Source organism: Leifsonia lichenia, assembly GCF_054780215.1.
Genome location: NZ_BAAGWT010000003.1, coordinates 47,011 through 72,579 on the forward strand (window position 1 = coordinate 47,011; position 25,569 = coordinate 72,579).

A 25,569-nucleotide genomic window follows, 5' to 3' on the forward strand; every position below is an offset into this window, starting at 1 on the left:
AGTCCCGGCTCGATTTTTAGGTGCTGAGGATCTTGCGGAGACGCTGGATGGAGGCGGACTCGGCGGTGCCGAGGGACTGGGCGAACAGGCTCACGCGGAACTCTTCGAGCATCCACCTGGCGTGCACGATGTTCTCCGGCGAGTGCGGAGCGAGCGGGATGCGGCCCCCCGCCTCGGTGTAGAGCGCCACGGCGGTCTCCACCTGCGTCTGCCAGGCGCGGTCGCGGCCGGGGTTGACCGGCAGCGCGGCGATCCGCTGGCTGATGCCGTTCAGATAGCGGGGGAGGTGCTGCAGCTGTTCGAGGCCGGTCGCGGAGACGAACCCGGGGTAGACCAGGCCGGCGAGCTGCGCCTTCGCGTCGTTGAGCGCAGACAGGAACACCAGGCTGGTCGCCCCGCCGATGGCCTTCTCCGCTGCTCTGGCGGCGGTCAGGATGCGCGTGACCAGTGCGACGGTGCTGAACATCGAGTCCATCACGATGCCGGAGACGCGATCGCGGACAGCCTCGAACTCGGCCCGCATGAACACCTGGCCGTCCGGCTTCATCCGGTACAGCACACTGTCGATCACGGCGAGCAGGCAGTCGTCGAACAACGCCTTCGTGTTGGGGTACGGGCTCGCAGCGAGCGTCAGCTTCTCGTTGGCGGTGAGGTGCTGCTGCACGTACGCCACCGGAGACGGGATGCTCGCCAGCAGCAGGCGCCGCACCCCTCCCGGCATCGCCTTCGCCTGGTCGGCCGGTGTGCCCATCAGCCGGATGCTCACGCTGTCGCCGTCGTCGACCAGTGCCGGGTATGCACGGATCACGTTCTTCGACCCGCCAGGACCCTCCTGGGTGCTGTCGAGGAAGCGCGGCAGCTCGTCCATGTCCCACGTCGTGAGCCCGTTGCGCTCGATCGCGTTGGGTGTGCGCGACTCGGCGACGCGCGCCACCGAGTCCCGTGCGCGGGTGCGCAGGCGGTCCTGGAGTGCGGCCAGGTCTTTGCCTGACGCGATCGGACGGCCGCGCTCGCCGACCACCTGGAACGTCGGCGACAGGTGGGCGGGGATGCGCTCCCGCTCGAAATCGCTGCCGCTCACCCGCGAGCCCGTCATCCGGCTGATCGTCGCCGCGAGGGTGTCCGCGAGGGTCGCGGCGGGCTTCTCGCCGTCGTGGGCGTGCATCCCCGCTGTGCCACTCAGTTCGCCGAGCAGGCGGGATGCCCAGTCGGCGGCGGGCACGACCTGGCGGCGGATCGCCTTGGGGAGCGCCTTGATCATCGCGGTGACGAGGTCGTGCCGGAGGCCGGGAACCTGCCAGTCGAAGCCGTCTGGGAGCAGCCCGGCCAGGAGGGGGAGCGGCACCTGCACGGTCACGCCGTCGTCCTCCGCTCCCGGTTCGAAACGGTAGCGGAGGGTGAGCTGCTGGTCGCCCTGGCGCCAGACAGGGGGGAACGCGTCGTCGTCGACCGGCGCGGAGTCCGAATCCAGCAGCGCCTCCTGCGTCATTGTCAGCAGGTCGGGCGTCTCGTTCTTCGCCTTTCGCCACCAGCCCTCGAACGAGCGCGTCGAGACGACATCGGCAGGGATGCGCTTGTCGTAGAACTCGAACACGGCCTCGTCGTCGTTGAGGATGTCGCGGCGGCGGGTGCGCTCCTCCAGCTCGCGCAGTTCGGCTCGCAGTTTCCGGTTGGCGCGATCGAACGCCTGCGGGGAGTCCCACTCGCCCTCGACCAGGGCGTGCCGGATGAACAGCTCGCGCGACAGCTCCTGGTCGATGCGCGCATACTGCACCCGCCGGCGCGGGATGATCGGCACGCCGTACAGGGTGACCCTCTCGTACGCGACGACGGCGCCCTGCTTCTTCTCCCAGTGCGGTTCGCTGTAGCTGCGCTTGCAGAGGTCGCCGGCGATCGGCTCAGCCCAGGCGGGGTCGATGGATGCGTTCATCCGCGCGAACAGGCGGCTCGTCTCCACGAGCTCGGCGCTCATCAGGGCGTTCGGCTGCTTCTTGGCCAGGGTGGAGCCGGGGAAGATCACGAAGCGGGTCTGCCTGGCGCCGAGGTATTCGGAGGAGCGGGCTCCCCTGGCGCCGCCCTTGTTCCCCGAGGCGGCGAGGTCTTTCAGACCGATGTGCGAGAGCAGACCGGCGAGCAGCGACTTGTGGATCCCATCCGGGTTGACAGACGGCGACCCCATGGTGAGCCCGAGCGGCTTGGCGAGCTGGCGAAGCTGACGATAGACGTCCTGCCACTCGCGCACCCGCAGGAAGTTGAGGAACTCGGCCTTGCACATTCGGCGGAACGCGCTCGACGAGAGCTCCTTCTGCTTCTCCTCCAGGTAGTTCCAGAGGTTCAGCAGGGTGAGGAAGTCGCTGGTCGGATCGGCGAAGCGGGCGTGCTGCTCGTCGGCGGTGCCACGGCGCTCGACCGGGCGCTCGCGCGGATCCTGGATGGTGAGCCCGGCGACGATGGCCATGACCTCGCGGGAGGTGCTGTGGCGCTTCGACTCCACGACCATCCGGGCGAACCGGGGGTCGATGGGGAGCTGGGCGAGCTGGCGGCCCACCTTCGTGAGCGCGTTGTCGCCGTCCTTCGTCTTCGTCACGGCGCCGAGTTCCGCCAGCAGGTCCAGCCCGTCCTTGATGCCGCGGGAGTCCGGCGGGGTGAGGAACGGGAAGGCCGCGATGTCTCCGAGGCCGAGCGAGATCATCTGCAGGATGACCGCCGCGAGGTTGGTGCGGAGCACCTCCGGCTCGGTGAACTCCGGACGCTTCTCGAAGTCCTCCTGCGAGTACAGGCGGATCGCGATTCCGTCGCTGGTGCGGCCGGAGCGGCCGGAGCGCTGGTTGGCGCTCGCCTGCGAGATGGCCTCGATCGGGAGGCGCTGCACCTTGGCGCGCACGCTGTAGCGGCTGATGCGCGCGGTTCCCGCATCCACCACGTACTTGATGCCCGGCACGGTGAGGCTGGTCTCCGCGACGTTGGTGGCGAGCACGATGCGGCGACGGATGCCCGGCATGGTCGACGGCTGGAAGACCCGGTGCTGCTCGGCGGACGACAGGCGGCCGTAGAGGGGGAGGACCTCGGTGCCGGGCAGGTTGCGTCCGCGGACGGCGTCGGCAGCATCCCGGATCTCGTTCTCGCCGGACAGGAACACCAGCACATCGCCCGGCGCCTCGCGGGACAGCTCGTCGATGGCGTCGTTGATGCCCTGCAGGTAGTCGCGGTCGGCGGAGGGGACGGGATCGGCGTCCTCGTCGTCGCTGTCGTCGTCGGTCAGGGCGTCGGCGACGAGCGGACGGTAGCGCACCTCGACGGGGTACGTGCGGCCGGAGACCTCGACGATGGGTGCCGGGGTGCCATCCGCGGAGGCGAAGTGCGCGGCGAAGCTCTCCGGATCGATGGTCGCCGAGGTGATGATGACCTTGAGGTCCGGCCGCTTGGGCAGGAGCTGCTTGAGGTAGCCGAGCAGGAAGTCGATGTTGAGGCTGCGCTCGTGGGCCTCGTCGATGATGATCGTGTCGTACTTGCGGATCATCCTGTCGCGGTGGATCTCGTTGAGGAGGATGCCGTCGGTCATCAGCTTGATGCGGGTGTCGGACGAGACGCGGTCGGTGAACCGCACCTGGTAGCCGACGGTGGCGCCGACCTCCTCGCCGAGCTCCTCCGCGATGCGCTCTGCGATGGTGCGCGCGGCGAGCCTGCGGGGCTGGGTGTGGCCGATGTTCTTCCTGCCGAGTTCCAGGCAGATCTTCGGCAACTGCGTCGTCTTGCCCGACCCGGTCTCCCCGGCGACGATGACCACCTGGTTGTCGCGGATGGCGCGGGCGATGTCGTCCCGCTTTTGGCTGACCGGCAGCTCGGGAGGAAAGGTGATCGTGGCAGACATGAGCCTTCCATCCTCCCATGTTCTACGCGCAAACCCCCAGTTTCTATTGCGCTCACAAACTACTTTGTGTTACAAAGTGGATATGGACACACAATCTCAGCACGAGAAGTCCGAAGACCCGCGCAGCAGGCTCGACATCATCGACGACCAGCAGCGCCGCGTCGACCGCGACTTCGAACGTCCGGTGGTCTGGCTGTACGCAGTGTGGGGCTTCGCCTGGTTGATCGGCTACCTCGTGCTGTGGCTTGCGACAGGACCACTCAGCGGCACCATCCCCGGTCCGCTCGCCGGCATCGTCTTCGCCGTCCTCATCGTCGGCTCGATCGTCGCCTCCGCAGTCATCGGCTCCCGCATCGGCCGGGGGATGCGCGGACCGTCCACGTTCTCCGGCATCGTCTACGGCGTCTCCTGGAGCGCGTGCGCCATCGCGTTCGCCGCTCTCGGGATCGGTCTGGTGGTCAATGGGCTGTCCGACGACCTGTCCTCGCTCTACTTCCCGAGCGCGTACGCCCTCATGTGCGGAGCCCTCTACCTGGGCGGTGCGGCGATCTGGCAGGACAAGACCCAGCTCGTGATCGGCGTGGTCCTGCTCGCTCTCGGCGGGGCGGCACCGTTCGCCGGGGTGCCGTGGAACCTGCTCGTGATGGCGATCGTCGGCGGCGGGGCGTTCCTGGTCGGCGCGGCGGTCACCGTCGCGCGCGTGCGGAAGTGACCCAGGTGGACGAACTCGACCCGGTCATCCACCCGGCCGTGCGGCTCAAGATCACGGCGACGCTCGCGACCATGCCGCCGGGCGACAGCATGGCCTTCCCCCGCCTGCAGGAGCTTCTCGACCTCACCGCAGGCAACCTCTCCACCCACCTCCGCAAGCTCGAAGACGCGGGCTACCTGGAGGTCGAGAAGACGCACCGCGGCCGCACCCCGGTCACCTACCTGCGGCTGTCCCGCACCGGCCGCCGCGCGTTCGAGGACTACACCGCCGCGCTCCGCGCGCTGCTCGCGCCCTGACCCGCCGCGCCGCGCTCCGCGCGCCGCGCACGACTCGCGCGAAACGCGCGGTGTCGCGCGCTGTCAGCGCACTTTCTGCACGACTCGTGCCGTCGCGTCGCCGCACGACTCGTGCGAAACGCGCGGTGTCGCGCGCTGTCAGCGCACTTTCCGCACGACTCGTGCCGCCGTGCCGCGCGCCGCGCGCGGTTCGTGTGAAACGTGCGGTGTCGCGCGCTGTCAGCGCACTTTCCGCACGAGTCGTGCCGCCGTGCCGCCGCACGACTCGCGCGGTGCGGCGCGCTGTCGGCGCAGTCTCTGCACGACTCGTGCCGCCGTGCCGCCGCGCGGCTCGTGTGAAACGCGCGGTGTCGCGCGCTGTCAGCGCACTTTCTGCACGAGTCGTGCCGCCGCGCCGCGCGCCGTGCGCGGCTCGTGTGAAACGCGCGGTGTCGCGCGCTGTCAGCGCACTTTCCGCACGACTCGTGCCGCCGTTCCGTGCCGCGCCGCGCGGCTCGTGCGAAACGCGCGGTGTCGCGCGCTGTCAGCGCACTTTCCGCACGACTCGTGCCGCCCTGCCGCGGTGCCGCGCCGCGGCGCGGCTCGTGCGGAAGGTGCGGTGCGGGCGGGCGGGACCGCATCCGTTGCACGAGTCGTGCCGCCGCGGACACGCACGAACCGTGCGCGGATTCGCAGGGGATGCGCGGGGTTGCGGGAGTAGGTTTCGTAGCAACCCGAATGGGTTCTTTTGTCGATGGAGACAGGGAGCACACGCATGAGCCACGGTTTCGCCACGATGTCGGTCGCGAGCATCCTCGCAGAGACGGCACACCGGATGCCGGACAACGTCGCATTGATCTTCGGCGATCAGCAGATCGCATACGGCGAGCTCTGGGAGCAGACCCGCCGCTACGCCGGAGCGCTGCGCTCGCGCGGCATCGGGGAGGGGGACGCGGTCGCCCTGCTTCTGCCGAACGTGCCGGACTTCCCCCGCGCATACTACGCAGTGCTCGCCCTCGGCGCGGTCGTCGTGCCCGTGCACGCGCTGCTGAAGGCCGAGGAGATCGCCTACGTGCTGCAGGACAGCGGGGCGAAGCTGCTGATCTGCGCAGCGCCCCTGCTCGGCGAGGGCGCGAAGGGTGCAGCGCTCGCCGGGATCGAGACCCTGTCCGTGCTCGTGCCGGACGACAAGGCCGCCGAGCTGCCATTCGCCAGACTGGAGGACGAAGCACGGGATGCGCAGCCCGTCGACACCTACGTGCCCCGCGACCCACTCGACACCGCCACCATCCTCTACACGTCCGGCACCACCGGCAAGCCGAAGGGCGCGGAGGGCTGCCACTTCTCGCTCGTCGAGCAGGTGAACGTGCTGCTGGCCGGCACCCTCGACATCACTCCGGACGACCGCATCCTGGGCTGTCTGCCGCTGTTCCACACGTTCGGCCAGACCTGCGTGATGAATATGGGATTCCGTGCGGGCGCCGCGATCGTGCTCGTGCCGAAGTTCGACGGCGCGACGGCGCTCGCCCTCCTCAACGCCAACGCCTGCACGATCATGACCGGCGTGCCGACCATGTACATCGCCCTGCTCGAAGCGGCCAAATCGAACCAGGAGCGGCCGCCGCTGCGCTACGGGATGTCCGGTGGCGCCGCCATCCCCGTCGCCGTCATCGAGCGGATGAAGGAGGTGTACGGCATCGACGTGCACGAGGGCTACGGCCTCACCGAGACGTCGCCCGTCGCCTCGTTCAACCACCGCGGCCGCCCGACCAGGGTCGGCACGGTCGGAACGCCGATCTGGGGTGTGGATGTGGAGATCGCCGACGCCGAGGTCGACGACAGGATCGAGCTGCTTCCGCGCGGGGAGCTCGGCGAGATCGTGGTGCGCGGGCACAACCTGATGAAGGGCTACCTGCACCTGCCGGAGGCGAACGCGGAGGCGGTGGTCGACGGATGGTTCCGCACCGGCGATCTCGGGACGAAGAGCGACGACGACTACATCACGATCGTGGACCGCAAGAAGGACATGATCGTGCGCAACGGCTACAACGTGTACCCGCGCGAGGTCGAGGAGGTGCTGTCCACGCATCCGGCCGTCGCGATGGTCGCCGTGTTCGGCGTGAGCCACGAGACGCACGGCCAGGAGGTGATGGCCGTCGTCACGGTGATGCCGGGGATGAGTGCGGACGGCGACGACCTGGTCGCATTCGCGCAGGAGCACATCGCGGCATACAAGTATCCGCGGCGCGTGGAGATTCTGGAGGCGCTGCCGCTCGGGCCGAGCGGGAAGGTGCTGAAGCGCGAACTGGTGGCGCGGTTCGAGGCGGAGGAGGAGGCGGCCGCGGCCCGTTCTTAGTCGAGCGTGGACACCGTCGGGACCACCGAGTCGCTGAACACCTCGGGGACGCCGGGCTGGAAGTCGCCGGAGAGGTAGAGCCGCACACCCTTGGTCGGGCGTGCGGGGTCGGCGATCTCGGCCGCATCCCTGAGCGACTGGGAGAACCAGGCGTCGCCGAGCAGCGCGAGCGAGAACGCCAGCGCTTCCGCGTCGGTCGGCGCCGTGCTCTCCTCGTCGCGGGCGACGGCGCTCAGCTTGGTGGCGATCAGGGTGATCGGCTGCCCCTCGCTCGCACCGATGCAGGTGCAGGCGAACACGCAGAGAACGTCCGCGCGCTCGGGGGAGGCGACGGCGATGGGTTCCGTGGATTGCGGATGCCCGTCGGCGGTGGCCGCGTCGATCAGCGTGAACATCCGATCGCGCACCGCGGCGAACCGGTCGGCGTTCCCGGCCAGGAGGGCCTCGGCCAGTGCGTCGACCTGCTCGCGCGTCGTCATGCTGTCGACGCTAGCGCACAGGGAGGGCACCGATGGATGCGCCGACCCGTCACGGCGCAGTGTCGAGCATCCGCAGCCGGTAGGAGGAGTGGAGGTAGAACGCGGCGAGGGCGGCGTAGACCACGCACGCGACGGTGGGGACGAACGCGTCTGCCGGTTTCGAGGCGAGTGCGCCGAGCAGGGCGATTCCGGCGGCGACCGCGAGCCCTGCCCCGATCCAGAACCCGGCTGCCGGCCGGGCCGTCGCGCGCCACCAGACGCGCGGATCCTCCCTGTTCTCCTCGATCCCGCGGAAGGTGCGGACGCCGATGGTCACGTACGCGATGTTGAGGATCGCGACGATCAGGACGTCGATGGTCGCGTTGACGAGCTGCTGGAAGATGAACACGTTCAACACCAGCAGCAGCCCGTAGCCGCCGACGATGTAGATGATCTTCCCGGTGATCGTCACGATGCGCACACGGCGAGCCTACGGGTTCGTCGGATGGTCGGCTCGTCTCCGCGCCGTCGGACGGAGTTCGCGCGCGACACGCCGTCGCGAACTCCGTCCGGACGGAAGAACGGGCAGGGAGCGGCCGATTCTCCGTCCGAACGGAGTTCGCGTTGGAGACGGGGCTAGTTGACCTCGTTGGGGTGGGCGCTGACGCGGCCCTCGCGCTCCATCGAGGTGATGGCGGCGACCTCGTCGGCGGTGAGCTCGAAGTCGAAGACGTCGAAGTTCTCGGCCATCCGCTCGCGGCGGTTCGACTTGGGGAAGACGATGTTGCCGGTCTGCAGGTGCCAGCGGATGACGACCTGGGCGGGCGTCTTGCCGTGCGCTGCTGCGGGTGCGGCGACCTCGGGGGCGTCGAACAGCGGGTACTTGCCCTGGCCGAGCGGGCCCCAGGCCTCGATGTGGATGCCGTGCTCGCGGGCGAACGCGGTGACCTCGGGCTGCTGGTGCGCCGGGTGCAGCTCGATCTGGTTCACGGCGGGCACGATGTCCGTGTTGGCCAGCAGCTTCTCCAGGTGCGGGACGAGGAAGTTGGAGACGCCGATCGCCTTGGCGCGGCCGGTGGCGTAGATCTTCTCGAGCGACTTCCACGCCTCGACGAAGGTGTCCTTCTCCGGGGTGGGCCAGTGGATGAGGTACAGGTCCACATAGTCCAGGCCCAGCTTCTCCAGCGACTCGTCGAAGGCGGCCTGCGCATCCGTCTGGCGGTCGTTCCACAGCTTGGTGGTGACGAACAGCTCGTCGCGGGCGATGCCGGAGGAGGCGATGGCCTCGCCGACGCCGGTCTCGTTGCCGTAGATCGCCGCGGTGTCGATGTGGCGGTAGCCGACCTCGAGCGCGTCGGTGACGATCCGGGTGGTCTCCGTCGGCTCGACGCGGAAGACGCCGAAGCCGAGCTGCGGGATGTCGGTGCCGTTGTTCAGTTCCAGGGTGGGGATATTTGCGTTTGCAACCATTCCTCTACGGTAATCCCTGATGTTCTGCTGTTCCAACCGCCGTTGGTGATGGATTCAGCGGCGAGGGTTCTGAATCCCGCAGATGACGCCGTGTTGCGCCGCAGGTTTACGCCGCATGACGCCCGCCCTGGTGTTCCAGGATGCACGGGCTTAGCGTCGCAGGCATGTCTCAGCTCTCGTCGATCCCGTCGCCGTCGTCGCTTCCGTCCAGCCGCCCGTTGCGCGTGGTCGCCGTGTCCGGCAGCCTGCACACGCCGTCGAAGACCACGGCGCTCGTCGGCGAGATCCTGGCGTCGTTCGGCAGGGAGCTTCCGATCGACGCGCACCTCATCGCCGTCAACGAGATCGGGCCGGACTTCGCGGGCGCCCTGCGCAGGGACGAACTGCCGGATTCGGTGGAGAACGAGTTGCAGCGCATCGAGAGCGCCGACCTGCTGGTGGTCGCGAGCCCCGTGTACCGCGCATCCTTCACCGGGCTGTTCAAGCACCTGTTCGACTTCGTCGGCCAGTACGCGCTCGTCGACACCCCGGTGCTGCTCGCCGCGACGGGAGGCTCCGACCGGCACGCGCTGATCATCGAGCACCAGTTCCGGCCGCTGTTCGGGTTCTTCCAGGCCCTCACGCTCCCCATCGGGATCTACGCCAACGACTCCGACTTCACCAACGGGGCCGTCACGAGTCTCGATCTGCACGAGCGCATCGACCTGGCCGTCGCCCGCGCCATCCCGCTCATCCGCAGCAATGTGGCCGAGGCGGAGTCGATCGCCAAATACCTGGGACGCTGATGGCGGACGCCACGGGAGCCAGAGCGCGCCGCGAGGGCAGCGGCCGATGACCAGGCAGCTCATCCTCGGCGCCGTGTTCCGTGCGCTCGGCGCCTTCCCGTCCGGCTGGCGATACCCCGGAGCGCACAACGACCCGCTCCGCGACCCGGCGATCCTCCGACGCACGGCGCGCACCGCTGAGGCGGCGAAACTCGACTACCTCTTCTTCGGGGAGTGGCTGGCGACAGGCGCCGACCTCGAGTTCCGCGATCCCGACCTGCTGGCGCGCATCGACCCGCTGAGCGCCGTCTCCTACCTCGCGGGCATCACCAAGCGCATCGGTCTGATCGCGACGGCGAACACCGGATACTACGACCTGTTCACGCTGGCGCGGCAGACCGCATCCATCGACCGGCTGAGCGGTGGACGCGCGGGCATCAACCTCGTGACGGGCGCCGACCCCCGCGCGGCCGCCAATCACGGGCGCGACCCGCTGGGCGGAGCGGAGCCGCGCTACGACGAGGCCGACGAGTACCTGCGCGCGCTGAAGCTGCTCTGGGACAGTTGGGAGGACGACGCGTTCCTGCGCGACAGGGCGTCCGGCAGGCTGATCGACCCGGCGCTGCTGCACAGGACGGATGCGGTGGGAGCGCACATCCGCGTTGCGGGTCCGCTGACCGCTCCTCGCCCTGTGCAGGGCCATCCGCCGATCGTGCACGCCGGGGGCTCCTCGCGGGCCCGCCGTCTCGCGGGGGAGCTCGCCGACGTCTTCATCGTGGCCGTCTCCTCGATCGACGACGCAGCCGCCGTGCGCGCGGAGACCACCGCCAGGGCCGCGGCCGTCGGCCGGACGGACGGAGGGCCGCGCGTCGTCACGCCGATCCTCCCGGTCGTCGCGGAGACGACCGCCGAGGCGCAGGCGATCTACGACGAGCTCCTGCGGCTGGTGCCGCTCGCCGACGACCAGGCGGCGCAGGTGCCGGACTTCCCGGCGAACAGGACCATCAGGGCGCTGTCCGGCATCGTCGGGGTTCCGCTCGGGACGCCGTCGCTCGACGACGAGGTGCCGCTGCGCGTCGCCCGCCGCTTCACCGAGGGCGGGCAGCGGCTGCTCGAGGCCGTGCTGACCAGGACGGGCAGGCGGATCGGGGGCGAGCATCCCGTGACGTACCGGCAACTGCTGGCGGCGCACGCCGTGCCGGCTTCCGCTGTCGTCGGCTCTGGAACCGAGGTCGCCGACCACCTGGAGGCCTGGTTCGGCTCGGGCGCCGTCGACGGCTTCAACATCCTGCCGCCGTTCCTGTCCGGGCAGTTCGAGGCTTTCACGTCCCTGGTCGTGCCGGAGCTGCAGCGGCGAGGGCTGTTCCGCACCGAATACGACGGCACGACCCTCCGCGACCACCTCGGCCTCCCCAGGCCGGAGAACCTGCACGTCGCGGACGCGGCCAGGCGCACGGCGTGACGGGCCCGCATCCCGAGTGGATGCGCCGCGCCACTAGGTGTCGGTGATCGCCGCGCGCTGCTCCAGCAGCGGGCAGGCGAACGGGTCCTTCTCGCCCAGCCCCACCCTGTTGATGTAGCGCAGCACGATCCCGTACGACTCGCCGAGCCCCGTCTCCGTGTATCGGACGTCGTGCTCGATGCAGAACGCGCGGATCATCGGCGCGGCCCTCCGCAGGTGGATGCTCGGCATCGACGGGAAGAGGTGGTGCTCGATCTGGTAGTTCAGGCCGCCCATCAGGAAGTCGAGCGTCCTGCTGCCGCGGATGTCCCTGCTGGTCAGCACCTGCCTGCTCAGGAAGTCGAGGCGCGCGTCGTGCGGCACGATCGGCATCCCCTTGTGATTGGGGGCGAACGACATCCCCATGTACACGCCGAACAGCCCGAGCTGCACGCCGAGGAACGCGGCAGCGATGCCGGGGGACAGCACCCAGAACACGAGCGCGACGAAACCGATGATGCGCACGGAGAGGAACGCGATCTCCACGGGACGGCGCTTCACGGGTTCCCTGGCGAGCACCCTCCGCACGCTCGACGCGTGCAGCGACAGACCTTCGAGCACAAGGATGGGGAAGAAGAACCATCCCTGGTGGCTGATCACCCACACCCCTGCGCCGCCGAGGAAGCGCAGCGGCCTCCGCTCCGACGCTTGCGCGGGAGTGACGACGACGACCGGAAGGTCGATGTCGGGGTCGACGCCTTCACGGTTCGGGTTGGCGTGGTGGCGCGTGTGCTTGTGCTGCCACCAGCCGTAGCTCATGCCGACGAACAGGTCGCCGATGACCAGGCTCGCCCAGTCGTTCCAGCGGCCGGAGCGGAAGATCTGCCTGTGCGCCGCGTCGTGCCCGAGGAACGCGATCTGGGTGAAGATGAACGCGAACACCGCGGCGACGATCAACTGCCACCAGGTGTCGCCGATCAGGATGAACGCTGCGATGGCCGCGGACGTCGCGACCGGCACGGCGATGAGTCTGGCCCAGTAGTAGCCGTAGCGTCTGCGCATCAGGCCGGAGCTCTTGATGCTGGTGGCGAGGACGCCGTAGTCGCCCGCCTCGCCCGTGCGCGTCGCACCCGCCGGCGCTGCCACGATCCGTGCCGCCATGATGACCCCGTCCCTCGCTGGATGTGCGTGCCAGGGTCTGGGGTACAAGGTCAAGACTACGCGCGCCGATGCCGGTCGCATCCCCATTGACAGGCAACCGGAAGGCGTGCTTCATGGTGCGCACATCGCACCCCGCCCTACGCCCCGCGCGACGGTCGGCGGGGCTAGGGTGGCGGCATGGCGAACCGGCTCTCGGATGCGATCAGCCCCTATCTGCGCGCCCACGCGGACAACCCGGTCGACTGGTTCCCGTGGGGCGCCGAGGCGTTCGCCGAAGCGCGCAGACGGGATGTTCCCGTGCTCGTCTCCATCGGATACGCCACCTGCCACTGGTGCCACGTGATGGCCAGGGAGAGCTTCAGCGACCCCGGCCTCGCCGCGCGTCTCAACGAACGGTTCGTGGCGATCAAGGTGGACAGGGAGGAGCATCCAGACGTCGACGCGGGCTACCTGTCGGCCGCGAGCGCCTTCACCGGCAATCTCGGCTGGCCGCTGACCGTGTTCGCGACACCGGATGGGCGCGCCTTCTTCGCTGGGACGTACTTCCCTCCGCTGCCGATGGAGGGTCGGGCGTCGTTCCGGCAGGTGCTCGACGCGGTGTGGGATGCGTGGACAGAGCGCCGCACCGAGGTGGAGAGCAACGCGGCAGCCGTCGTCGCCGCGCTCGCCGCCGCGTCCACCGCGGCGACAGCCGTCTCCGAGCTGCCGGACGCCCGCGCGCTCGACGGTGCAGTGGATGCGCTCGCCGCGGCGGAGGACGAGCGGTTCGGCGGGTTCGGCACCGCGCCCAAGTTCCCCGTCGCTCCCGTGCTCGGCTTCCTGCTCGCCAGGCGCAGCGGCCGGCAGCTCGCCGCGCGCACCCTGCGGCTGATGGCGGAGTCGCCGCTGCGCGACAGCGTTGACGGCGGGTTCTTCCGCTACGCCACCCGCCGCGACTGGAGCGAGCCGCACTACGAGCGGATGCTCTACGACAACGCGCTGCTCCTGCGCTGCTACGCCACGGCCTGGCAGCAGACCGGCGCGGCCTGGGCGGAGTCCGCGGCGGACGGGATCGCCGCGTTCCTGCTCGGTGTGCTGCGGCGCCCGGAGGGCGGGTTCGCGTCGGCGCAGGACTCGGAGAGCACGATCGACGGGGCGCGGGTCGAGGGCGCGTACTACCGGCTTCCGGTCGCCGAACGGGCACGGCTCGAGCCCCCGCCGATCGACGCCAAAGTGCTCACCGGCTGGAACGGCTTCGCGATCGGGGCGCTCGCCAGGGCATCGTTCGTCTTCGACCGTCCGGCGTGGCTGGTCGCGGCGCGAACAGCGGCCGACGATCTGCTCGCCCGCCACCGCAGCGCAGAGGGGATGCTCGTCCGCGCCTCCCTCGGCGCCCGCGTCTCCGAGGCGGCGGCGACGCTCGAAGACTACGGCGGGTTCGCCTCCGGCCTGCTCGACCTCGCGCTCTCCTCCGGAGACGCAGCATATGCGACGGCGGCGCGCGACCTCATCGACCTGTGCATCGACGCGGCGGGGGACGCCGAGTGCGCGTTCGAGACGCCGGGCGGCGGCGACCCCGTGCTGCAGGGCAACGGCATGGCGATCCGCGTCGACCCGTCGGAGGGAGCGTACCCCTCCGGCCTGTCGTCGGCGGCGACGGCGGCGCACACCCTGTTCCTGCTGTCGGGGGAGCGTCGTTACGAGCGCGCGGCCCGCGAGGGGATGCGCGTGGTCGCCGCCCAGGCGGTCGCGACGCCGAGCGCGTTCGGCGCGGCGCTGGAGCTGATGGCGCGCCTGGCGGAAGAGCCGGAGCAACTCGTGGTCGTGCTGCCCGGCACCGTGGATGCGGACGGCACCGGCCTGCTCACAGCCGCGCGTCGCAGGGACACGGCGCTGACAGCGCTGGTCGCGGACGCGGGGGCCGGGGTGTTCGCGGCGGAGGGGTTCGAGCTGTTCGCGGGGCGTGCATCCACCGGGGGGAGGGCGACGGCGTATCTGTGCCACGACTTCGTCTGCGACCTGCCGGTGACGATGGCCGAGGCGCTGGGGTGAGAGCGTTGGGCTGAGCGCGTTGGGCTGTGCGCGCTACGCCCGTTCGAGCCTGTCCAGCAGCTCCCACACTGCCTCGCTCAGTTCGGGATGCGTGAGCGCGATCCTGCGCAGCACGTCGTACTCGAAGCGGGCGAACACGGCGCGCCCTGCCGAGGGGTGATGGGCGCGGGACTGCTCGGCGGCGAGGTCGAAGCGGTCGATCGCGCTCGCGCGCAGGCCGATCACGACCTGCTGGTCGACGCTCGGCAGGTCGGGGATGAACTGCCACGGGTCCTCGCCGGAGCGGCAGCGGTGCTCGATGATCGCGGAGAGCTCGTCGCGCGCCTGCTGGCGCAGCACTTCGATGCTCGTCGGAACCTGACCCGCCACGTACGTCCTCCCCTCCACAGCAGTGCGTACAGCCTAAGCGCAGCGCGGCCATCCCCGGAACTCGCCCGTAACGGTGGCGAAATGCCGGTCGCTGCCGCGAAATCAGCGGGTTTCGCGACAGTCGTGCGTCTCGTCCGCTCAGGTGGTGCGGGAGAGGAGGAACTCGTTCAGGGCCGCCGTCAGATCGGCGTCGACGGGGAAGGCATGACCGTCGAGAGCGGTGATGGGGGCGGCCTGGCGCACCGAGGAGACCAGCCAGAGCGCGTCGGCGCTGGTCAGTTCGTCTGCGGTGATCTCCTCGTAGACCGTCTCGAAGCCGCGCGCGGCGAAGAACTCGAAGACGCTCGCCTGTGTGGTGCCGGCCAGGATGCCCTGATCGGTCTGCGGGGTCCGCACCGTGTTGCCGGAGAGCAGGATGACGTTCGAGGTCGGTCCCTCCAGGGCGAAGCCGTCCGAGCTGACGAAGATCACGTCGTCCGCGCCCCGGCGCACCGCCTCGCGCTGCGCGGCGCGGTTGACGGCGTATGACAGCGTCTTCGCGCCCTGCAGGAGCCACGGCGACGTCTCGGCCACGTCGTGCCGGTAGCCGCGGTCGAGGGTGACCACCTGGATTCCGCGGCGGGCGGCGGCGAAGTCCTCGCCCGCATCCACGAAGATCCAGCCGCTCGGGGCTCCTGTCCCCTCAACGCCCCGCGAGTAGAGCAGCTTCGCGAACAGCTCTTCGTCGCCGCCGTTGCGCTGCAGATAGTCGGCGACCCCGGCCAGCACGGCGGAGCGCCACACGTCCCGGGCGGGGGCAGGCAGGTCGAGCAGTTCGGCCGAGCGCGCCAGCCGAGCGAGGTGCGGCTCGAGCGCCTGCGGGTGCCCCGCGATCACGGCGACCGTCTCGAAGACGCCGTCCCCACGGGTCACGCTCAGGTCGGTCACGCGCACCTGCGGCGCGTCGAAGTCGGCGAGCACGAAGCCCGCATCCCCGGTCTCCGGGGAGCCGGTCGGAGTGGTGATGGTCAGCAGCGTCGCACGGGTCATGCCCCCATTCTGTCCCTCGGGACGCTGCGCCCCTAGGTGCTGGCCACACAGGTTCTCCCTGATCGCTACAGGCTCTCCCGGATGCGGAACGCGTCGTCGCCATCCGGCGAGGCGTCCGACACGGTCACGTCGGTCACCTCGGAGCCGGGCGGTCCGGTGCGCAGCCAGGCGAGCATCCGCTCCACCTGCTCCTCGTCGCCCTCCACCTCGACCTCGACGCTGCCGTCCGCGCGGTTGCGGGCGAACCCTGCGACGCCCAGCCGATGGGCGGCCTCCCTGGCGCTCCACCGGAAACCGACGCCCTGCACGGACCCTGACACGATCGCTCTCTTGCGGACCATGCCCCCATTCTGCTCCGCCGCTGGGCGGAGCCGCGGCTGCGCGGGATGCGGCTGGGCGGGATGCTGCTGCGCGGGATGCGTTTGAATAGTCCGGTGACCGCATCCACCATCGCCTCCCTCCGCTCCGACCTCGCCGCCGCCGGGTACACGGTCTCCGCAGCGACAGCGCTCTGGGGGGCGGAGGCCGCAGACGCCCTGCATCGCGGCCAGCGCGTCCCGGCCGCTCGGGCGCTCGACGCGGGGCGGCGCCGCACGGGGACGACCCCGCTGGCGACGCTCGCCACCCTCTTCCTCCTCGGTCGTCCGGTGGATGCGGCCGACCTCGCGGCTGCGTTCCCCTCCCTCGGTGTCGACGGAGCGGTCGCGCTCGGTCTGGTCGGCCCTGCCAGCCCCATCGGCTCGCCCGGCGGCGGCCGCTACGCCGCTACGGTCGACCTGCGCCCGTACAGCTTCGTGGACGCGCACGGCCCTGCCGACTGGTGGATCGTCTCCGACCTCGGCGAGCTCGCCCTCGGCCACGCGCTGCCGGTCGACCACGTGCTGGGCGTCGGCGGCGCATCCACCACCCTCAGCGGGCTGATGCTGCAGAATCCCGTCGACCGCGTCCTCGACCTCGGCACCGGATGCGGCATCCAGGCCATGCACGCATCGCGCCACGCCAACCACGTCGTGGCCACCGACATCTCCGAGCGGGCGCTGGAGCTCGCGGCGCTGAATGTGGAGCTGAACGGGATCGACGGCGTCGAGTTCCGGCTCGGGAGCCTGTTCGAGCCGGTCGAGGGAGAGACCTTCGACCACATCGTGTCGAACCCGCCGTTCGTCATCACGCCGCGCGCGGAGGGCGTGCCGGAGTACGAGTACCGCGACGGCGGCATGGTGGGGGATGCGCTGGTCGAGGCTGTCGTGCGCTCGGCAGGGTCGTATCTCGCGCCAGGCGGGGTCGCGCAGTTCCTCGCCAACTGGGAGTACCGCGGGCCGGGTGACGGCGAAGGCGACGGCGACGGCGAGAGCGGAGGCGAGAGCGGCGGCGACGCGTTCGGCAGGGTCTCCGGCTGGATCGACGGGTCGGCGGTTCCGGTGGACGCCTGGGTGATCGAACGCGACGTCGAGGACGCCGCCCGCTACGCAGAGACCTGGATCCGCGACGGAGGCACCAGGCACGGCACAGACGCCTTCGACAGCCTCACCTCCGCCTGGCTCGACGACTTCGAGCAGCGGGACGTGCGCTCCGTCGGCTTCGGCTACGTGCTGCTGCGCCGCCCGATCACGGGAGAGACCACCCTGCGCAGACTGGAGCGCAGGCACGGAGCGCTCGGCTCCAACGAGGCGGGACTCGGCGTGCACCTCGGCGACAGTCTCGCCGCGCACGACTGGCAAACAGCGCTCGGCGACGGGGCGTTCGCAGCCCACCGGTACGCGGTGGCGGGGGATGTCACGGAGGAGCGGCACTTCTGGCCGGGCGACGAAGCGCCGACGGCGATGCTGCTGCGCCAGGGCGGCGGTTTCGGACGCACTGTTCAGGGCGACACCGGGCTGATCGCGCTGGTCGGGGCGTGCGACGGGGAGCTGAGCGTCGCGGCGATCGTCGCGGCGCTCGCGCAGTTGCTGGACGTGGATGAGGGGGCGCTGTCGGCGGAACTGGTGCCGGCGGTGCGGGCGCTGGTGGTGGACGGGTTCCTGGTGCCGGTGGAGTGAGTGCCGGTCGAGTGAGTGCCGCCGTGATCGCGCTCAGCGCTGTATCGCGACCAGCCGCACGTGATCGAGCGTCCCGTCGGCGACCGTCGCCGTCATGAACGTGCACTCCGGCTGCCGCCTGCGATCGGTGGGGGAGCCGGGGTTGAGGAGGCGGAGCCCGTTCGGCGCTGTCGTGTCCCACGGGATGTGGCTGTGGCCGAACACCAGCACGTCCGCGGCGGGGAAGGCCGCTTCGCAGCGCAGCTCGCGTCCGGCGGCCTGACCCGTCTCGTGGACGACCGAGAACCGGAGGCCGCCGAGTTCCGCTGTCGCGACCTCGGGGAGGCGCTCGCGCAGCACGCCGTGATCGTTGTTGCCGCAGACCGCGATCAGGCGCTTCGAGCGGGCCTCCAGCAGGTCGAGGGTTGCCGCATCCACCCAGTCTCCGGCGTGGATGACGACGTCGGCGTCGTCGATCGCGGCGAGGAGCTGCTGCGGGAGGGTGCGGGCGCGCGCCGGGACGTGGGTGTCGGAGACGAGGACGAGGCGGAGCGGCGCTGGCATACCTCCAGCGTGGCACGACCGGCGCCGATCCCTCCACAGGCTGCCGCTCTGACGACTTCTCCACGAGTCAACGGCAAACGGTTCGCAAACCCGTGCCGCGGTAATAGCGTCGAACCATGGAACTTCGCACTCTCGGAAACAGCGGCACGATCGTGTCGGAATTCGCCCTCGGAACGATGACGTTCGGCGCTGAAGCCGACGAACAGACCTCGCATCTCCTCATCGACACCTATCTGGATGCGGGCGGCAACTTCATCGACACGGCCGACGTCTACAGCGCCGGCACCTCGGAGACGATCATCGGCCGCTGGCTGGCGCAGAACCCAGGCCGCCGCGGCGAGGTCGTCATCGCCACCAAGGGCCGCTTCCCGATGGGAGAGGGGCCGAACGACATCGGCCTGTCCCGCACCCATCTCCGCGCGGCTCTCGACGCCTCTCTGTCCAGGCTCGGCGTCAACCACATCGACCTCTACCAGCTGCACGCGTGGGATGCGCTCACCCCGCTCGAGGAGACGCTCGGCTTCCTCGATCAGGCGGTGCGCGACGGCAAGATCTCCTACTACGGCTTCTCCAACTACCTCGGCTGGCAGCTCACCAAGGCGGTCCAGCTCGCACGCGCCAACGGCTGGGCCGCGCCGGTCACCCTGCAGCCGCAGTACAACCTGCTGGTGCGCGGGATCGAGCACGAGGTGGTTCCCGCCGCTCTGGATGCACGCATCGGCCTCCTGCCCTGGTCGCCTCTCGCCGGCGGCTGGCTCAGCGGCAAGTACACCCGAGACCAGAACCCCACGGGCGCCACCCGCCTCGGCGAAGACCCGAAGCGCGGCATGGAGGCGTGGGACAAGCGCAACGCCGACCCCCGCACCTGGGCGGTCATCGACGCGGTCGCCGCCGTCGCGAAGGAGACCGGCGCGTCCTCCTCGCAGGTCGCGCTCGCCTGGCTCGCCGACCGCCCCGCCGTCACCTCGGTGATCCTGGGCGCCCGCACGGTCGACCAGCTCACGGACAACCTCGCCGCCGCCGACGTCGCCCTCACCGGCGACCAGGTCGCCACCCTCACCGAGGCGAGCGCCCCGCGGACCGACGACTACCCGTACGGCGCCCCCGCCATCGCCCAGCGCCACCGCAAGCTCGAGGGCGGCCGGTGACCCGACCCGCCACCGTCACCCCCGTTCCCACGTCCCACCCTTCCGTTCGGCAGGAGAACCGGCCCCCACGGCCCGGTCTCTCCTTCCGGACGGAGAGGGCGGCGGCGTGTCGCGCGGGATCTCCGTCCGAACGGAGCGGCACCGCGTGAACGAGCGCAGGCAGCTCGCCCTGACCCTGTTGGTCGCAGGCACCTTCTTCATGGAGAACCTGGACGGCACGATCCTCGCGACCGCAGCCCCGACCATCGGGCGGGCGTACGGCATCGACTCGGCGACGGTCGGCGTCGCGATCACCGCCTACCTGGTGACGCTCGCCGTGCTCATCCCGATCTCGGGCTGGCTGACGCAGCGACTGGGCGCGCGCGTCGTGTTCACCGGCGCGATCGCCGTGTTCACGGTCGCGTCCGTGCTGTGCGCGGCGAGCACGGACCTCGTTCAGCTCACCGCGATGCGCGTGCTGCAGGGCGCTGGCGGGGCGATGATGGTGCCCGTCGGGCGGCTCGCCGTGCTCCGGGTCACCGAGAAGAAAGACCTGGTGCGGGCCATCGCGTGGCTGACCTGGCCGGCCCTCGCGGCCCCCATCGTCGCTCCGCTCGTCGGCGGGCTCCTCGTCACATACGCGAGCTGGCAGTGGATCTTCCTGCTGAACGTCCCGCTCGGCGTCGTCGCATTCATCGCGGCCGTCCGGCTGACCCCGCGCGAGACAGAACGGCAGCGCGTGCCGCTCGACTGGGCGGGCTTCGCCCTGACGTTCACGGGGGTCGGCGGCGTCGTCGTCTTCGGCGCGCTGCTCGCGGACCCCGGAGCGCCCGCCGTCGCGACCATCGCCGCAGGGGTGGCGGGTGCGCTGCTGACGGGGTGGGCCGTCCTGCACCTGCTTCGCACCGCGCATCCACTGCTCGACCTGCGGGCGTTCCGGATCGAAACGTTCCGGGTCACGCACGCCGGCGGCTCGCTGTTCCGGCTGACGATCTCGGCCGTCCCGTTCCTGCTGCCGCTGTTCTTCCAGGATGCGCTCGGCTGGTCGCCCGTTCACGCCGGTGCGATCGTGCTGACGCTGTTCGTCGGCAACCTCGTCATCAAACCGGCGACCACCCCGATGCTCGTGCGGTGGGGATTCAAACGGGTGCTCATCGTGTCCACCGCCGGCGCCGTGCTGAGTATGGTGCTCTCCGCGTTCATCGCGCCGCTGACGCCGGTGGCGCTGGTCGTCGCGCTGCTCGTGTTCAGCGGCATGACCCGCTCCACCGGCTTCACCGCATACAACACGATCGCGTTCGCGGATGTGCCGTCAGCGGAGATGACAGCGGCCAACACGCTCGCCTCTACGGTGCAGCAGATCGCCGCGGGTCTCGGAGTCGCGGTCGGAGCCGTCGCGCTGCGGTTCGGCGACCCGCTCGCCCAGCTCACCGGATTGCACGAGCCGGCCGGCGCGTACCGGGTCGCGTTCGTGCTCATCGCGCTCTTGGCGCTCGGATCCGTCGTCGAGGCCGTGCGACTGTCGCCCGGCGCAGGAGACAACATCCGCCCCGCTCCCCGCCGGGTCAGCGCGCCTTCGGCACCACGGTGAGGACGCGCTCGATGTACTCGAAGAACGCATCCATGTAGCTCTTCAGGAACGCCTCCGTCCCGGGGTCGGTGACGGTCCCGTCCTCCGTGATCAGTCCGGGCCGCAGCGTGATGTATGCCTCCGGCGCGTTCATCTGCGGCGCCTGCAGGAAGCTCAGCACGCTCCGGAGCTGCTGCTGGGCCACGGCGGTCCCGATGGCGCCGGGGGATGCGCCGATCACCGCCGTCGCCTTCCGCGCGATCACGTTCTCGCCGTGCGGGCGGCTCGCCCAGTCGATGGCGTTCTTGAGTGCGCCAGGGATGGACCTGTTGTACTCCGGGGTGACGAAGAGCAGGGCGTCCTGGGCGGCGATGCTCGCTTTGAAATCGAGCGCCACCTGCGGGAAGTGCCCGTCCAGATCCCTGTTGTAGAGGGGCAGCTCGCCGATCGCGATCTCAGTGAACGTCAGGTCGGCGGGGGCGAGAGAGATCAGCGCCTTCGCGAGCAGCCTGTTGATCGAGTGCGTCGAGAGACTGCCCACGAAATAGCCGACCCGATACGGCGGCGTGAGCTCGTTGATGGTTGCCATGACCCCAGCATCCACCCGCCGTCCGCCGCCTGTCGAGGACCACGGAGAACCGAAATAGGGCATCTTCCCGATGTCCGCCGACTGCCTTAGAGACCAGAGTCGAACCATCGAGAAAAGGTACGACAGCAGACAGGGGAAGACGACGATGCTGCTCGAAGAGTATGTGGCAGACAGGGTGCGGGCGTCCGAGACGGCGGCGCACATCAGGGAGCTGGAACTCCTGCGCGTGATCCGCACCGAGGGCGACGGACGGCGCAGCGGCGGGCCGGACGCCGGGCCGGATGCCGGGCCGGACGCCGGGCGACGCTCCGGCACGACGGGTGAGGCCAGGGTGACCGGCTGGTCTGCGCGTCGCGCCGCGGCGCGAGCACGGAAGGCCGAGCGGGTTGCGGCCGGGGCGTCGGCGGCTGCGCTTGTGCCTGCGGCGCCTGCGGCTGCGCTTGCGCCTGCGGCGGCTGTGGCTGCGCTTGCGCCTGCGGCGGCTGCGGCTGCGCTTGCGCCTGCGCCTGCGCTTGCGGCACAGCCGGACGCCATCCAGGACGCCGCCCAGATCACCCCGCCGCAGCACGAGGCCGAACACCGCCCGGCGGAGCGCGAACTCCAGCACACCGCTCGGTGATCCACGCCGCACAGAGCCCTCAGATCGGTGGTCGGCGAGCGGTCGCCAACGCGACGTCCGGCGGCCATGCCAACGCTGACTCCGCCCGTCGCGAACGCCCATCCGCGACCCCTCCGAATGTCGGTGGTCGATGGCAAGATCAGTTCATGCGATCACCGGCGTCGAGCGCTTCGTTGATCGGACGGGAGTCCGATCTCGTCGCGCTGCACGACGAGCTGGCAGCGGTCGCCGACGGGCAGCCGCGGGCGGTCGTCATCGGGGGAGAAGCGGGCATCGGCAAGTCGCGGCTGATCGCCGAATTCCTCGCCGACGCGGCCTCCACGGCCACAGTGCTCACCGGTCGCAGCGTCGATCTCGGCACCGATGGTGCGCCGTACGCTCCGTTCACCGCGATCCTCCGGCAGCTCATCGACGCCATCGGGCTGGATGCGGTCCTCGTCGCCGCCGGGCAGGGCGCCGGGGTGCTGTCCGTGCTGCTCCCCGAGCTGAGCTCGGCCGACGCCGTTCCGGCGCGCACCGGCGCCGAGCGTCTGTACGAGCTGGTCACCGTGCTGTTCGAGAACGTGTCGGCCGCGCATCCACTGGTCGTCGCCGTCGAAGACATCCACTGGGCAGACACGGCCACCCTGGAGCTGGTGCGGTTCGTCATCCGCATGATGGAGCGCGGGCGGTTCCTGCTGCTGCTGAGCTACCGCAGCGACGAGGTGCTGCGCGGTCACCCGCTGCGCTCCTACCTCCCAGAACTCGACCGCACCCGGCGCGCCACCCGCTGGGAGCTCGGTCGGCTGAGCCGAGCGCAAGTGGCGACGCAGGCGGAGCAGATCCTCGGCTGCACTCCGGATGCCGCGACCGTCGCCAGGGTCTACCAGCTCAGCGAGGGTGTGCCGTTCTTCGTCGAGGAACTGATCGGCATCGAGCACCTCGGCACGGGGGAGGACCTGCCGGAGACCCTTCGCGACCTGCTCCTCGCCCGCTACGAGCGGCTCACCGAGCAGGCGCAGCGACTCCTCCGGCTGCTCTCCGCCGGGGGCGTCTGCGTCGAACACGACCTTCTTGCCGCCGTGTTCGACGGAACCGCCGACGAGCTGGATGCCGCCGCCCGCGAGGCCGTCGTGGCACACGTGCTCGCCGCGGACACCACCGAGTACTCGTTCCGGCACGCACTCGTGCGAGAGGCCGTGCACGCCGACCTCCTGCCGGGAGAGCGCACCCGTTTCCACACGAGGTATGCGGTCGCCATCGAGCAAGCGGGAGGCTCGGCGAGTCAGATCTCGTATCACTGGATGGCGGCGCACGACGTGCGCAGAGCGTTCATCGCCTCGCTCGAGGCGATGGAGGAGTCCCGGCTCTCATACGCATACAGCGCGGCGGCCGCCATGGGCGACAGGGCGCTGGAGCTGTGGGACCGGGTCGACGGAGCGGAGGAGCTTGCAGGTCGCAGCCGCACGGAACTCCTGTCGCGCACCGCGTCAGCCCTGCGGAACGCCGGAGACAGCGAGCGCGCGCTCGCGCTCGTCAACGTCGCGCTGGACGACGCGGACGGCCTGAGCCCCGATCGCCATGCCCGCCTGCTGCGCGACAAGGCGCAGTATCTCGCCAACCTCAGCAGGCCGGGGTCGGTCGACCTGCTGCAGCAGGCTCTCGCCATCGCTCCGCACGATCCCGGCGACGGTCTGCGCGCCCAGTTGCTCGCCGAGGTCGCCGGCAGGCTGATGCTGGAGGCACGCTACGACGAAGCGATCCGCACCTCGACCCTGTCGATCACCGAGGCGGCGGACGAGGCGAGCGCCAGACGCTCGGTGGCGCACACCATCCGCGGAACCGTGCTCGTCAACGACGGCTCGATCGAGGAGGGACTTGCCGACCTCGACACCGCCAGGGTGCTCGCCGGAACGGACAGCGGGCCGCTCCTGCGGAACGCGGTCAACGCCTCCGACGTGATGAACCTGCTCGGCCGCTTCGACGACGCCGTGCGCATCGCCCAGGCCGGAGTCGAGCAGGCGAAGCTCCGCGGCGTCGAACGCACCTCCGGCGTGATGCTCGCTTCCAACACGGTCGAACCCCTCCTCGCTCTCGGCAGACTCGACCTCGCCGAGAACATGCTCGACCCCGCCCTCCAACTCGACCCGCCACCCGGTTTCCGTGTGCACCTGCAGCGCATGAAGCTCTGGCTCACACTCTGGCGCGGCGACCCGCAGCGCGCGGAAGAACTGCTGCGCCGCTGGCGAAAAGGGATGCTCGTCCAGGCCGAGATCGAGATGCAGTCCCGCCTCGGATTCGCCCGCGTCGCGGCCGAGATCGAGATCGCACGCGGAGACGCCGCAGCCGCCTGGCGAGACGCCAGCGTGGTGATCTCGGATGCGCGCCGCTCCATCCCGGCCTACGACCTGCCCCTGCTCGCCGCAGCGGCGCGCGCCCTCGCAGAACTCGTCGCGAGCGGAGCGGACGCCGGCTCGGGAAGCGTCGCTGCGGGTGGTGACGTTTCGGCGGGCGGGACTGTCCCCGCGTTCAGCGGCGGCGCAGGCGTCGATGGCAGCTCGTCCCCAGGAACCTCGGTGGTCGTGGAGGTCTCGGTGGCGGCGCGAGCGCTGCTCGACGTCCTCGCCGAACTCCGGGCGTGGCCCACCTATCCGGTGTGGGCGCCGCTGATCGAGGCGGAACTGGCCGGGGTCCTCAGCGATGCGCCAGCGCGGGCCGTCGCGGCGTGGGAGGTCGCCGTCGTCGCCGCGCGGGGTGCTGGCGCGCCTGCGCACCTCCGGCCGTACACGCAGCTCCGGCTCGCGCAGGCCAACGCCGTCGCCGGCGACCGGCCGGCGGCGGAGCACGCGGCCGCCGAGGCGCGGCAGGTCGCCGACGCTCTCGGATTCGGTCTGCTCGTGGACGCTGCCGACCAGCTCATCGCCTCCGCGGTGCCTGGACGGCATGTCACAGCGCGGGGCGCGGAACCGGTCCTCACCGACAGGGAGGCGCAGGTGCTCGCCCTCATCGAGCAGGGGCTCAGCAACAAGCAGATCGGCGAACGTCTCTACATCAGCGCCAAGACGGCGAGCGTGCACGTGTCGAGCATCCTCAGGAAGGTGGGGGCCTCATCCCGCACCGAAGCCGTCTACCGCGCAGCGCGGGCGAGTACCGGGCCGCGCTGACCCGC

The 25,569-nt window shown here is 70.4% G+C and carries 20 protein-coding genes and 1 pseudogene; 11 read left to right on the plus strand and 10 right to left on the minus strand.

Translation table 11 applies throughout. The features are described from left to right. Positions 1–16 precede the first annotated feature (16 nt). Positions 17–3,889 (minus strand): annotated as a pseudogene (gene hrpA / locus ACYVGI_RS10020) (ATP-dependent RNA helicase HrpA); the annotation flags it as partial. Positions 3,890–3,953: 64 nt separating this feature from the next. Between hrpA and ACYVGI_RS10025 the strand changes: the two are divergent. The 3 genes from ACYVGI_RS10025 (at position 3,954) to ACYVGI_RS10035 (ending at position 7,214) form a co-directional block, all read left to right on the plus strand. Next, a complete protein-coding gene (locus ACYVGI_RS10025; protein WP_460632478.1) occupies positions 3,954–4,583 on the plus strand; it encodes a hypothetical protein in 630 nt (209 codons plus the stop codon). Between the two features lie 5 nt (positions 4,584–4,588). Next, positions 4,589–4,879: a winged helix-turn-helix domain-containing protein gene (locus ACYVGI_RS10030; protein ID WP_434949071.1), complete on the plus strand. Its 291-nt coding sequence runs from the start codon at positions 4,589–4,591 to the stop codon at positions 4,877–4,879. Between the two features lie 754 nt (positions 4,880–5,633). Further along, positions 5,634–7,214 (plus strand): long-chain-fatty-acid--CoA ligase, encoded by a 1,581-nt coding sequence (locus ACYVGI_RS10035; protein ID WP_460632479.1) that lies wholly within the window; start codon positions 5,634–5,636, stop codon positions 7,212–7,214. Here ACYVGI_RS10035 and ACYVGI_RS10040 read toward each other — a convergent pair. From ACYVGI_RS10040 to ACYVGI_RS10050, 3 genes are all read right to left on the minus strand, one after another. After that, positions 7,211–7,693 carry a hypothetical protein gene (locus ACYVGI_RS10040; protein WP_460632480.1) on the minus strand — a complete coding sequence of 161 codons (483 nt, stop codon included), beginning with the start codon at positions 7,691–7,693 and terminating at the stop codon, positions 7,211–7,213. The genes ACYVGI_RS10035 and ACYVGI_RS10040 overlap by 4 nt on opposite strands. A gap of 49 nt (positions 7,694–7,742) precedes the next feature. Then, on the minus strand, positions 7,743–8,153 hold the full coding sequence (locus ACYVGI_RS10045; RefSeq protein WP_460632481.1) for a hypothetical protein: 411 nt from the start codon (positions 8,151–8,153) through the stop codon (positions 7,743–7,745). Positions 8,154–8,308: 155 nt separating this feature from the next. Beyond that, entirely contained in the window at positions 8,309–9,142 is an 834-nt protein-coding gene (locus ACYVGI_RS10050; RefSeq protein ID WP_460632482.1) for an aldo/keto reductase, read from the minus strand. 164 nt (positions 9,143–9,306) lie between these two features. Here ACYVGI_RS10050 and msuE point away from each other — a divergent pair, with 164 nt between their 5' ends. Together msuE and ACYVGI_RS10060 are read left to right on the plus strand one after the other, a co-directional pair. Then, positions 9,307–9,927, plus strand: coding sequence for an FMN reductase (msuE, locus tag ACYVGI_RS10055; protein WP_460632483.1), 621 nt, complete (start codon positions 9,307–9,309; stop codon positions 9,925–9,927). Positions 9,928–9,973: 46 nt separating this feature from the next. Beyond that, complete coding sequence (locus tag ACYVGI_RS10060; protein WP_460632484.1) at positions 9,974–11,368, plus strand: NtaA/DmoA family FMN-dependent monooxygenase; 1,395 nt, start codon at positions 9,974–9,976, stop codon at positions 11,366–11,368. A 33-nt stretch (positions 11,369–11,401) separates the two neighbouring features. Here the strand turns inward: ACYVGI_RS10060 and ACYVGI_RS10065 are convergent, their stop codons facing one another. After that, positions 11,402–12,508, minus strand: coding sequence for a fatty acid desaturase family protein (locus ACYVGI_RS10065; RefSeq protein ID WP_460632485.1), 1,107 nt, complete (start codon positions 12,506–12,508; stop codon positions 11,402–11,404). 177 nt (positions 12,509–12,685) lie between these two features. On the opposite strand from ACYVGI_RS10065, the gene ACYVGI_RS10070 reads away from it, so the two are divergent. Beyond that, positions 12,686–14,539, plus strand: coding sequence for a thioredoxin domain-containing protein (locus tag ACYVGI_RS10070; protein WP_460632486.1), 1,854 nt, complete (start codon positions 12,686–12,688; stop codon positions 14,537–14,539). Between the two features lie 33 nt (positions 14,540–14,572). Here ACYVGI_RS10070 and ACYVGI_RS10075 read toward each other — a convergent pair whose 3' ends face one another. The 3 genes from ACYVGI_RS10075 to ACYVGI_RS10085 form a co-directional block, all read right to left on the minus strand. Beyond that, a complete protein-coding gene (locus ACYVGI_RS10075; protein WP_460632487.1) occupies positions 14,573–14,908 on the minus strand; it encodes a hypothetical protein in 336 nt (111 codons plus the stop codon). A gap of 138 nt (positions 14,909–15,046) precedes the next feature. Continuing rightward, positions 15,047–15,937, minus strand: coding sequence for an aminodeoxychorismate lyase (locus ACYVGI_RS10080; protein WP_460632488.1), 891 nt, complete (start codon positions 15,935–15,937; stop codon positions 15,047–15,049). Between the two features lie 65 nt (positions 15,938–16,002). Further along, positions 16,003–16,278 (minus strand): acylphosphatase, encoded by a 276-nt coding sequence (locus tag ACYVGI_RS10085; RefSeq protein WP_460632489.1) that lies wholly within the window; start codon positions 16,276–16,278, stop codon positions 16,003–16,005. A 75-nt stretch (positions 16,279–16,353) separates the two neighbouring features. Here ACYVGI_RS10085 and ACYVGI_RS10090 point away from each other — a divergent pair, with 75 nt between their 5' ends. Then, positions 16,354–17,973: a DUF7059 domain-containing protein gene (locus tag ACYVGI_RS10090; protein WP_460632490.1), complete on the plus strand. Its 1,620-nt coding sequence runs from the start codon at positions 16,354–16,356 to the stop codon at positions 17,971–17,973. Positions 17,974–18,006: 33 nt separating this feature from the next. Here the strand turns inward: ACYVGI_RS10090 and ACYVGI_RS10095 are convergent, their stop codons facing one another. After that, positions 18,007–18,516, minus strand: coding sequence for a metallophosphoesterase family protein (locus ACYVGI_RS10095; protein WP_460632491.1), 510 nt, complete (start codon positions 18,514–18,516; stop codon positions 18,007–18,009). Positions 18,517–18,632: 116 nt separating this feature from the next. Here ACYVGI_RS10095 and ACYVGI_RS10100 point away from each other — a divergent pair, with 116 nt between their 5' ends. Together ACYVGI_RS10100 and ACYVGI_RS10105 are read left to right on the plus strand one after the other, a co-directional pair. Then, positions 18,633–19,664 carry an aldo/keto reductase gene (locus tag ACYVGI_RS10100; protein ID WP_460632492.1) on the plus strand — a complete coding sequence of 344 codons (1,032 nt, stop codon included), beginning with the start codon at positions 18,633–18,635 and terminating at the stop codon, positions 19,662–19,664. A gap of 145 nt (positions 19,665–19,809) precedes the next feature. Further along, complete coding sequence (locus tag ACYVGI_RS10105; RefSeq protein ID WP_460632493.1) at positions 19,810–21,234, plus strand: MFS transporter; 1,425 nt, start codon at positions 19,810–19,812, stop codon at positions 21,232–21,234. On the opposite strand, the gene ACYVGI_RS10110 is transcribed toward ACYVGI_RS10105, so the two are convergent. Continuing rightward, complete coding sequence (locus ACYVGI_RS10110) at positions 21,209–21,802, minus strand: NADPH-dependent FMN reductase (protein WP_460632494.1); 594 nt, start codon at positions 21,800–21,802, stop codon at positions 21,209–21,211. The genes ACYVGI_RS10105 and ACYVGI_RS10110 overlap by 26 nt on opposite strands. A 145-nt stretch (positions 21,803–21,947) precedes the next feature. On the opposite strand from ACYVGI_RS10110, the gene ACYVGI_RS10115 reads away from it, so the two are divergent. Both ACYVGI_RS10115 and ACYVGI_RS10120 read left to right on the plus strand, forming a co-directional pair. Continuing rightward, positions 21,948–22,421 (plus strand): hypothetical protein, encoded by a 474-nt coding sequence (locus ACYVGI_RS10115; protein WP_460632495.1) that lies wholly within the window; start codon positions 21,948–21,950, stop codon positions 22,419–22,421. Between the two features lie 146 nt (positions 22,422–22,567). Next, positions 22,568–25,564 carry a helix-turn-helix transcriptional regulator gene (locus ACYVGI_RS10120; RefSeq protein WP_460632496.1) on the plus strand — a complete coding sequence of 999 codons (2,997 nt, stop codon included), beginning with the start codon at positions 22,568–22,570 and terminating at the stop codon, positions 25,562–25,564. Positions 25,565–25,569 lie beyond the last annotated feature (5 nt).

Excerpts from the sequence above, each read along its gene's own strand:
- ACYVGI_RS10025 (WP_460632478.1), top strand. The coding sequence starts at position 3,954 with ATGGACACACAATCTCAGCACGAGAAGTCCGAAGACCCGCGCAGCAGG.
- ACYVGI_RS10035 (WP_460632479.1), top strand. The coding sequence starts at position 5,634 with ATGAGCCACGGTTTCGCCACGATGTCGGTCGCGAGCATCCTCGCAGAG.
- ACYVGI_RS10040 (WP_460632480.1), bottom strand. The coding sequence starts at position 7,693 with ATGACGACGCGCGAGCAGGTCGACGCACTGGCCGAGGCCCTCCTGGCC.
- ACYVGI_RS10050 (WP_460632482.1), bottom strand. The coding sequence starts at position 9,142 with ATGGTTGCAAACGCAAATATCCCCACCCTGGAACTGAACAACGGCACC.
- msuE (WP_460632483.1), top strand. The coding sequence starts at position 9,307 with ATGTCTCAGCTCTCGTCGATCCCGTCGCCGTCGTCGCTTCCGTCCAGC.
- ACYVGI_RS10060 (WP_460632484.1), top strand. The coding sequence starts at position 9,974 with ATGACCAGGCAGCTCATCCTCGGCGCCGTGTTCCGTGCGCTCGGCGCC.
- ACYVGI_RS10065 (WP_460632485.1), bottom strand. The coding sequence starts at position 12,508 with ATGGCGGCACGGATCGTGGCAGCGCCGGCGGGTGCGACGCGCACGGGC.
- ACYVGI_RS10070 (WP_460632486.1), top strand. The coding sequence starts at position 12,686 with ATGGCGAACCGGCTCTCGGATGCGATCAGCCCCTATCTGCGCGCCCAC.
- ACYVGI_RS10080 (WP_460632488.1), bottom strand. The coding sequence starts at position 15,937 with ATGACCCGTGCGACGCTGCTGACCATCACCACTCCGACCGGCTCCCCG.
- ACYVGI_RS10085 (WP_460632489.1), bottom strand. The coding sequence starts at position 16,278 with ATGGTCCGCAAGAGAGCGATCGTGTCAGGGTCCGTGCAGGGCGTCGGT.
- ACYVGI_RS10090 (WP_460632490.1), top strand. The coding sequence starts at position 16,354 with ATGCGTTTGAATAGTCCGGTGACCGCATCCACCATCGCCTCCCTCCGC.
- ACYVGI_RS10095 (WP_460632491.1), bottom strand. The coding sequence starts at position 18,516 with ATGCCAGCGCCGCTCCGCCTCGTCCTCGTCTCCGACACCCACGTCCCG.
- ACYVGI_RS10100 (WP_460632492.1), top strand. The coding sequence starts at position 18,633 with ATGGAACTTCGCACTCTCGGAAACAGCGGCACGATCGTGTCGGAATTC.
- ACYVGI_RS10110 (WP_460632494.1), bottom strand. The coding sequence starts at position 21,802 with ATGGCAACCATCAACGAGCTCACGCCGCCGTATCGGGTCGGCTATTTC.
- ACYVGI_RS10115 (WP_460632495.1), top strand. The coding sequence starts at position 21,948 with ATGCTGCTCGAAGAGTATGTGGCAGACAGGGTGCGGGCGTCCGAGACG.
- ACYVGI_RS10120 (WP_460632496.1), top strand. The coding sequence starts at position 22,568 with ATGCGATCACCGGCGTCGAGCGCTTCGTTGATCGGACGGGAGTCCGAT.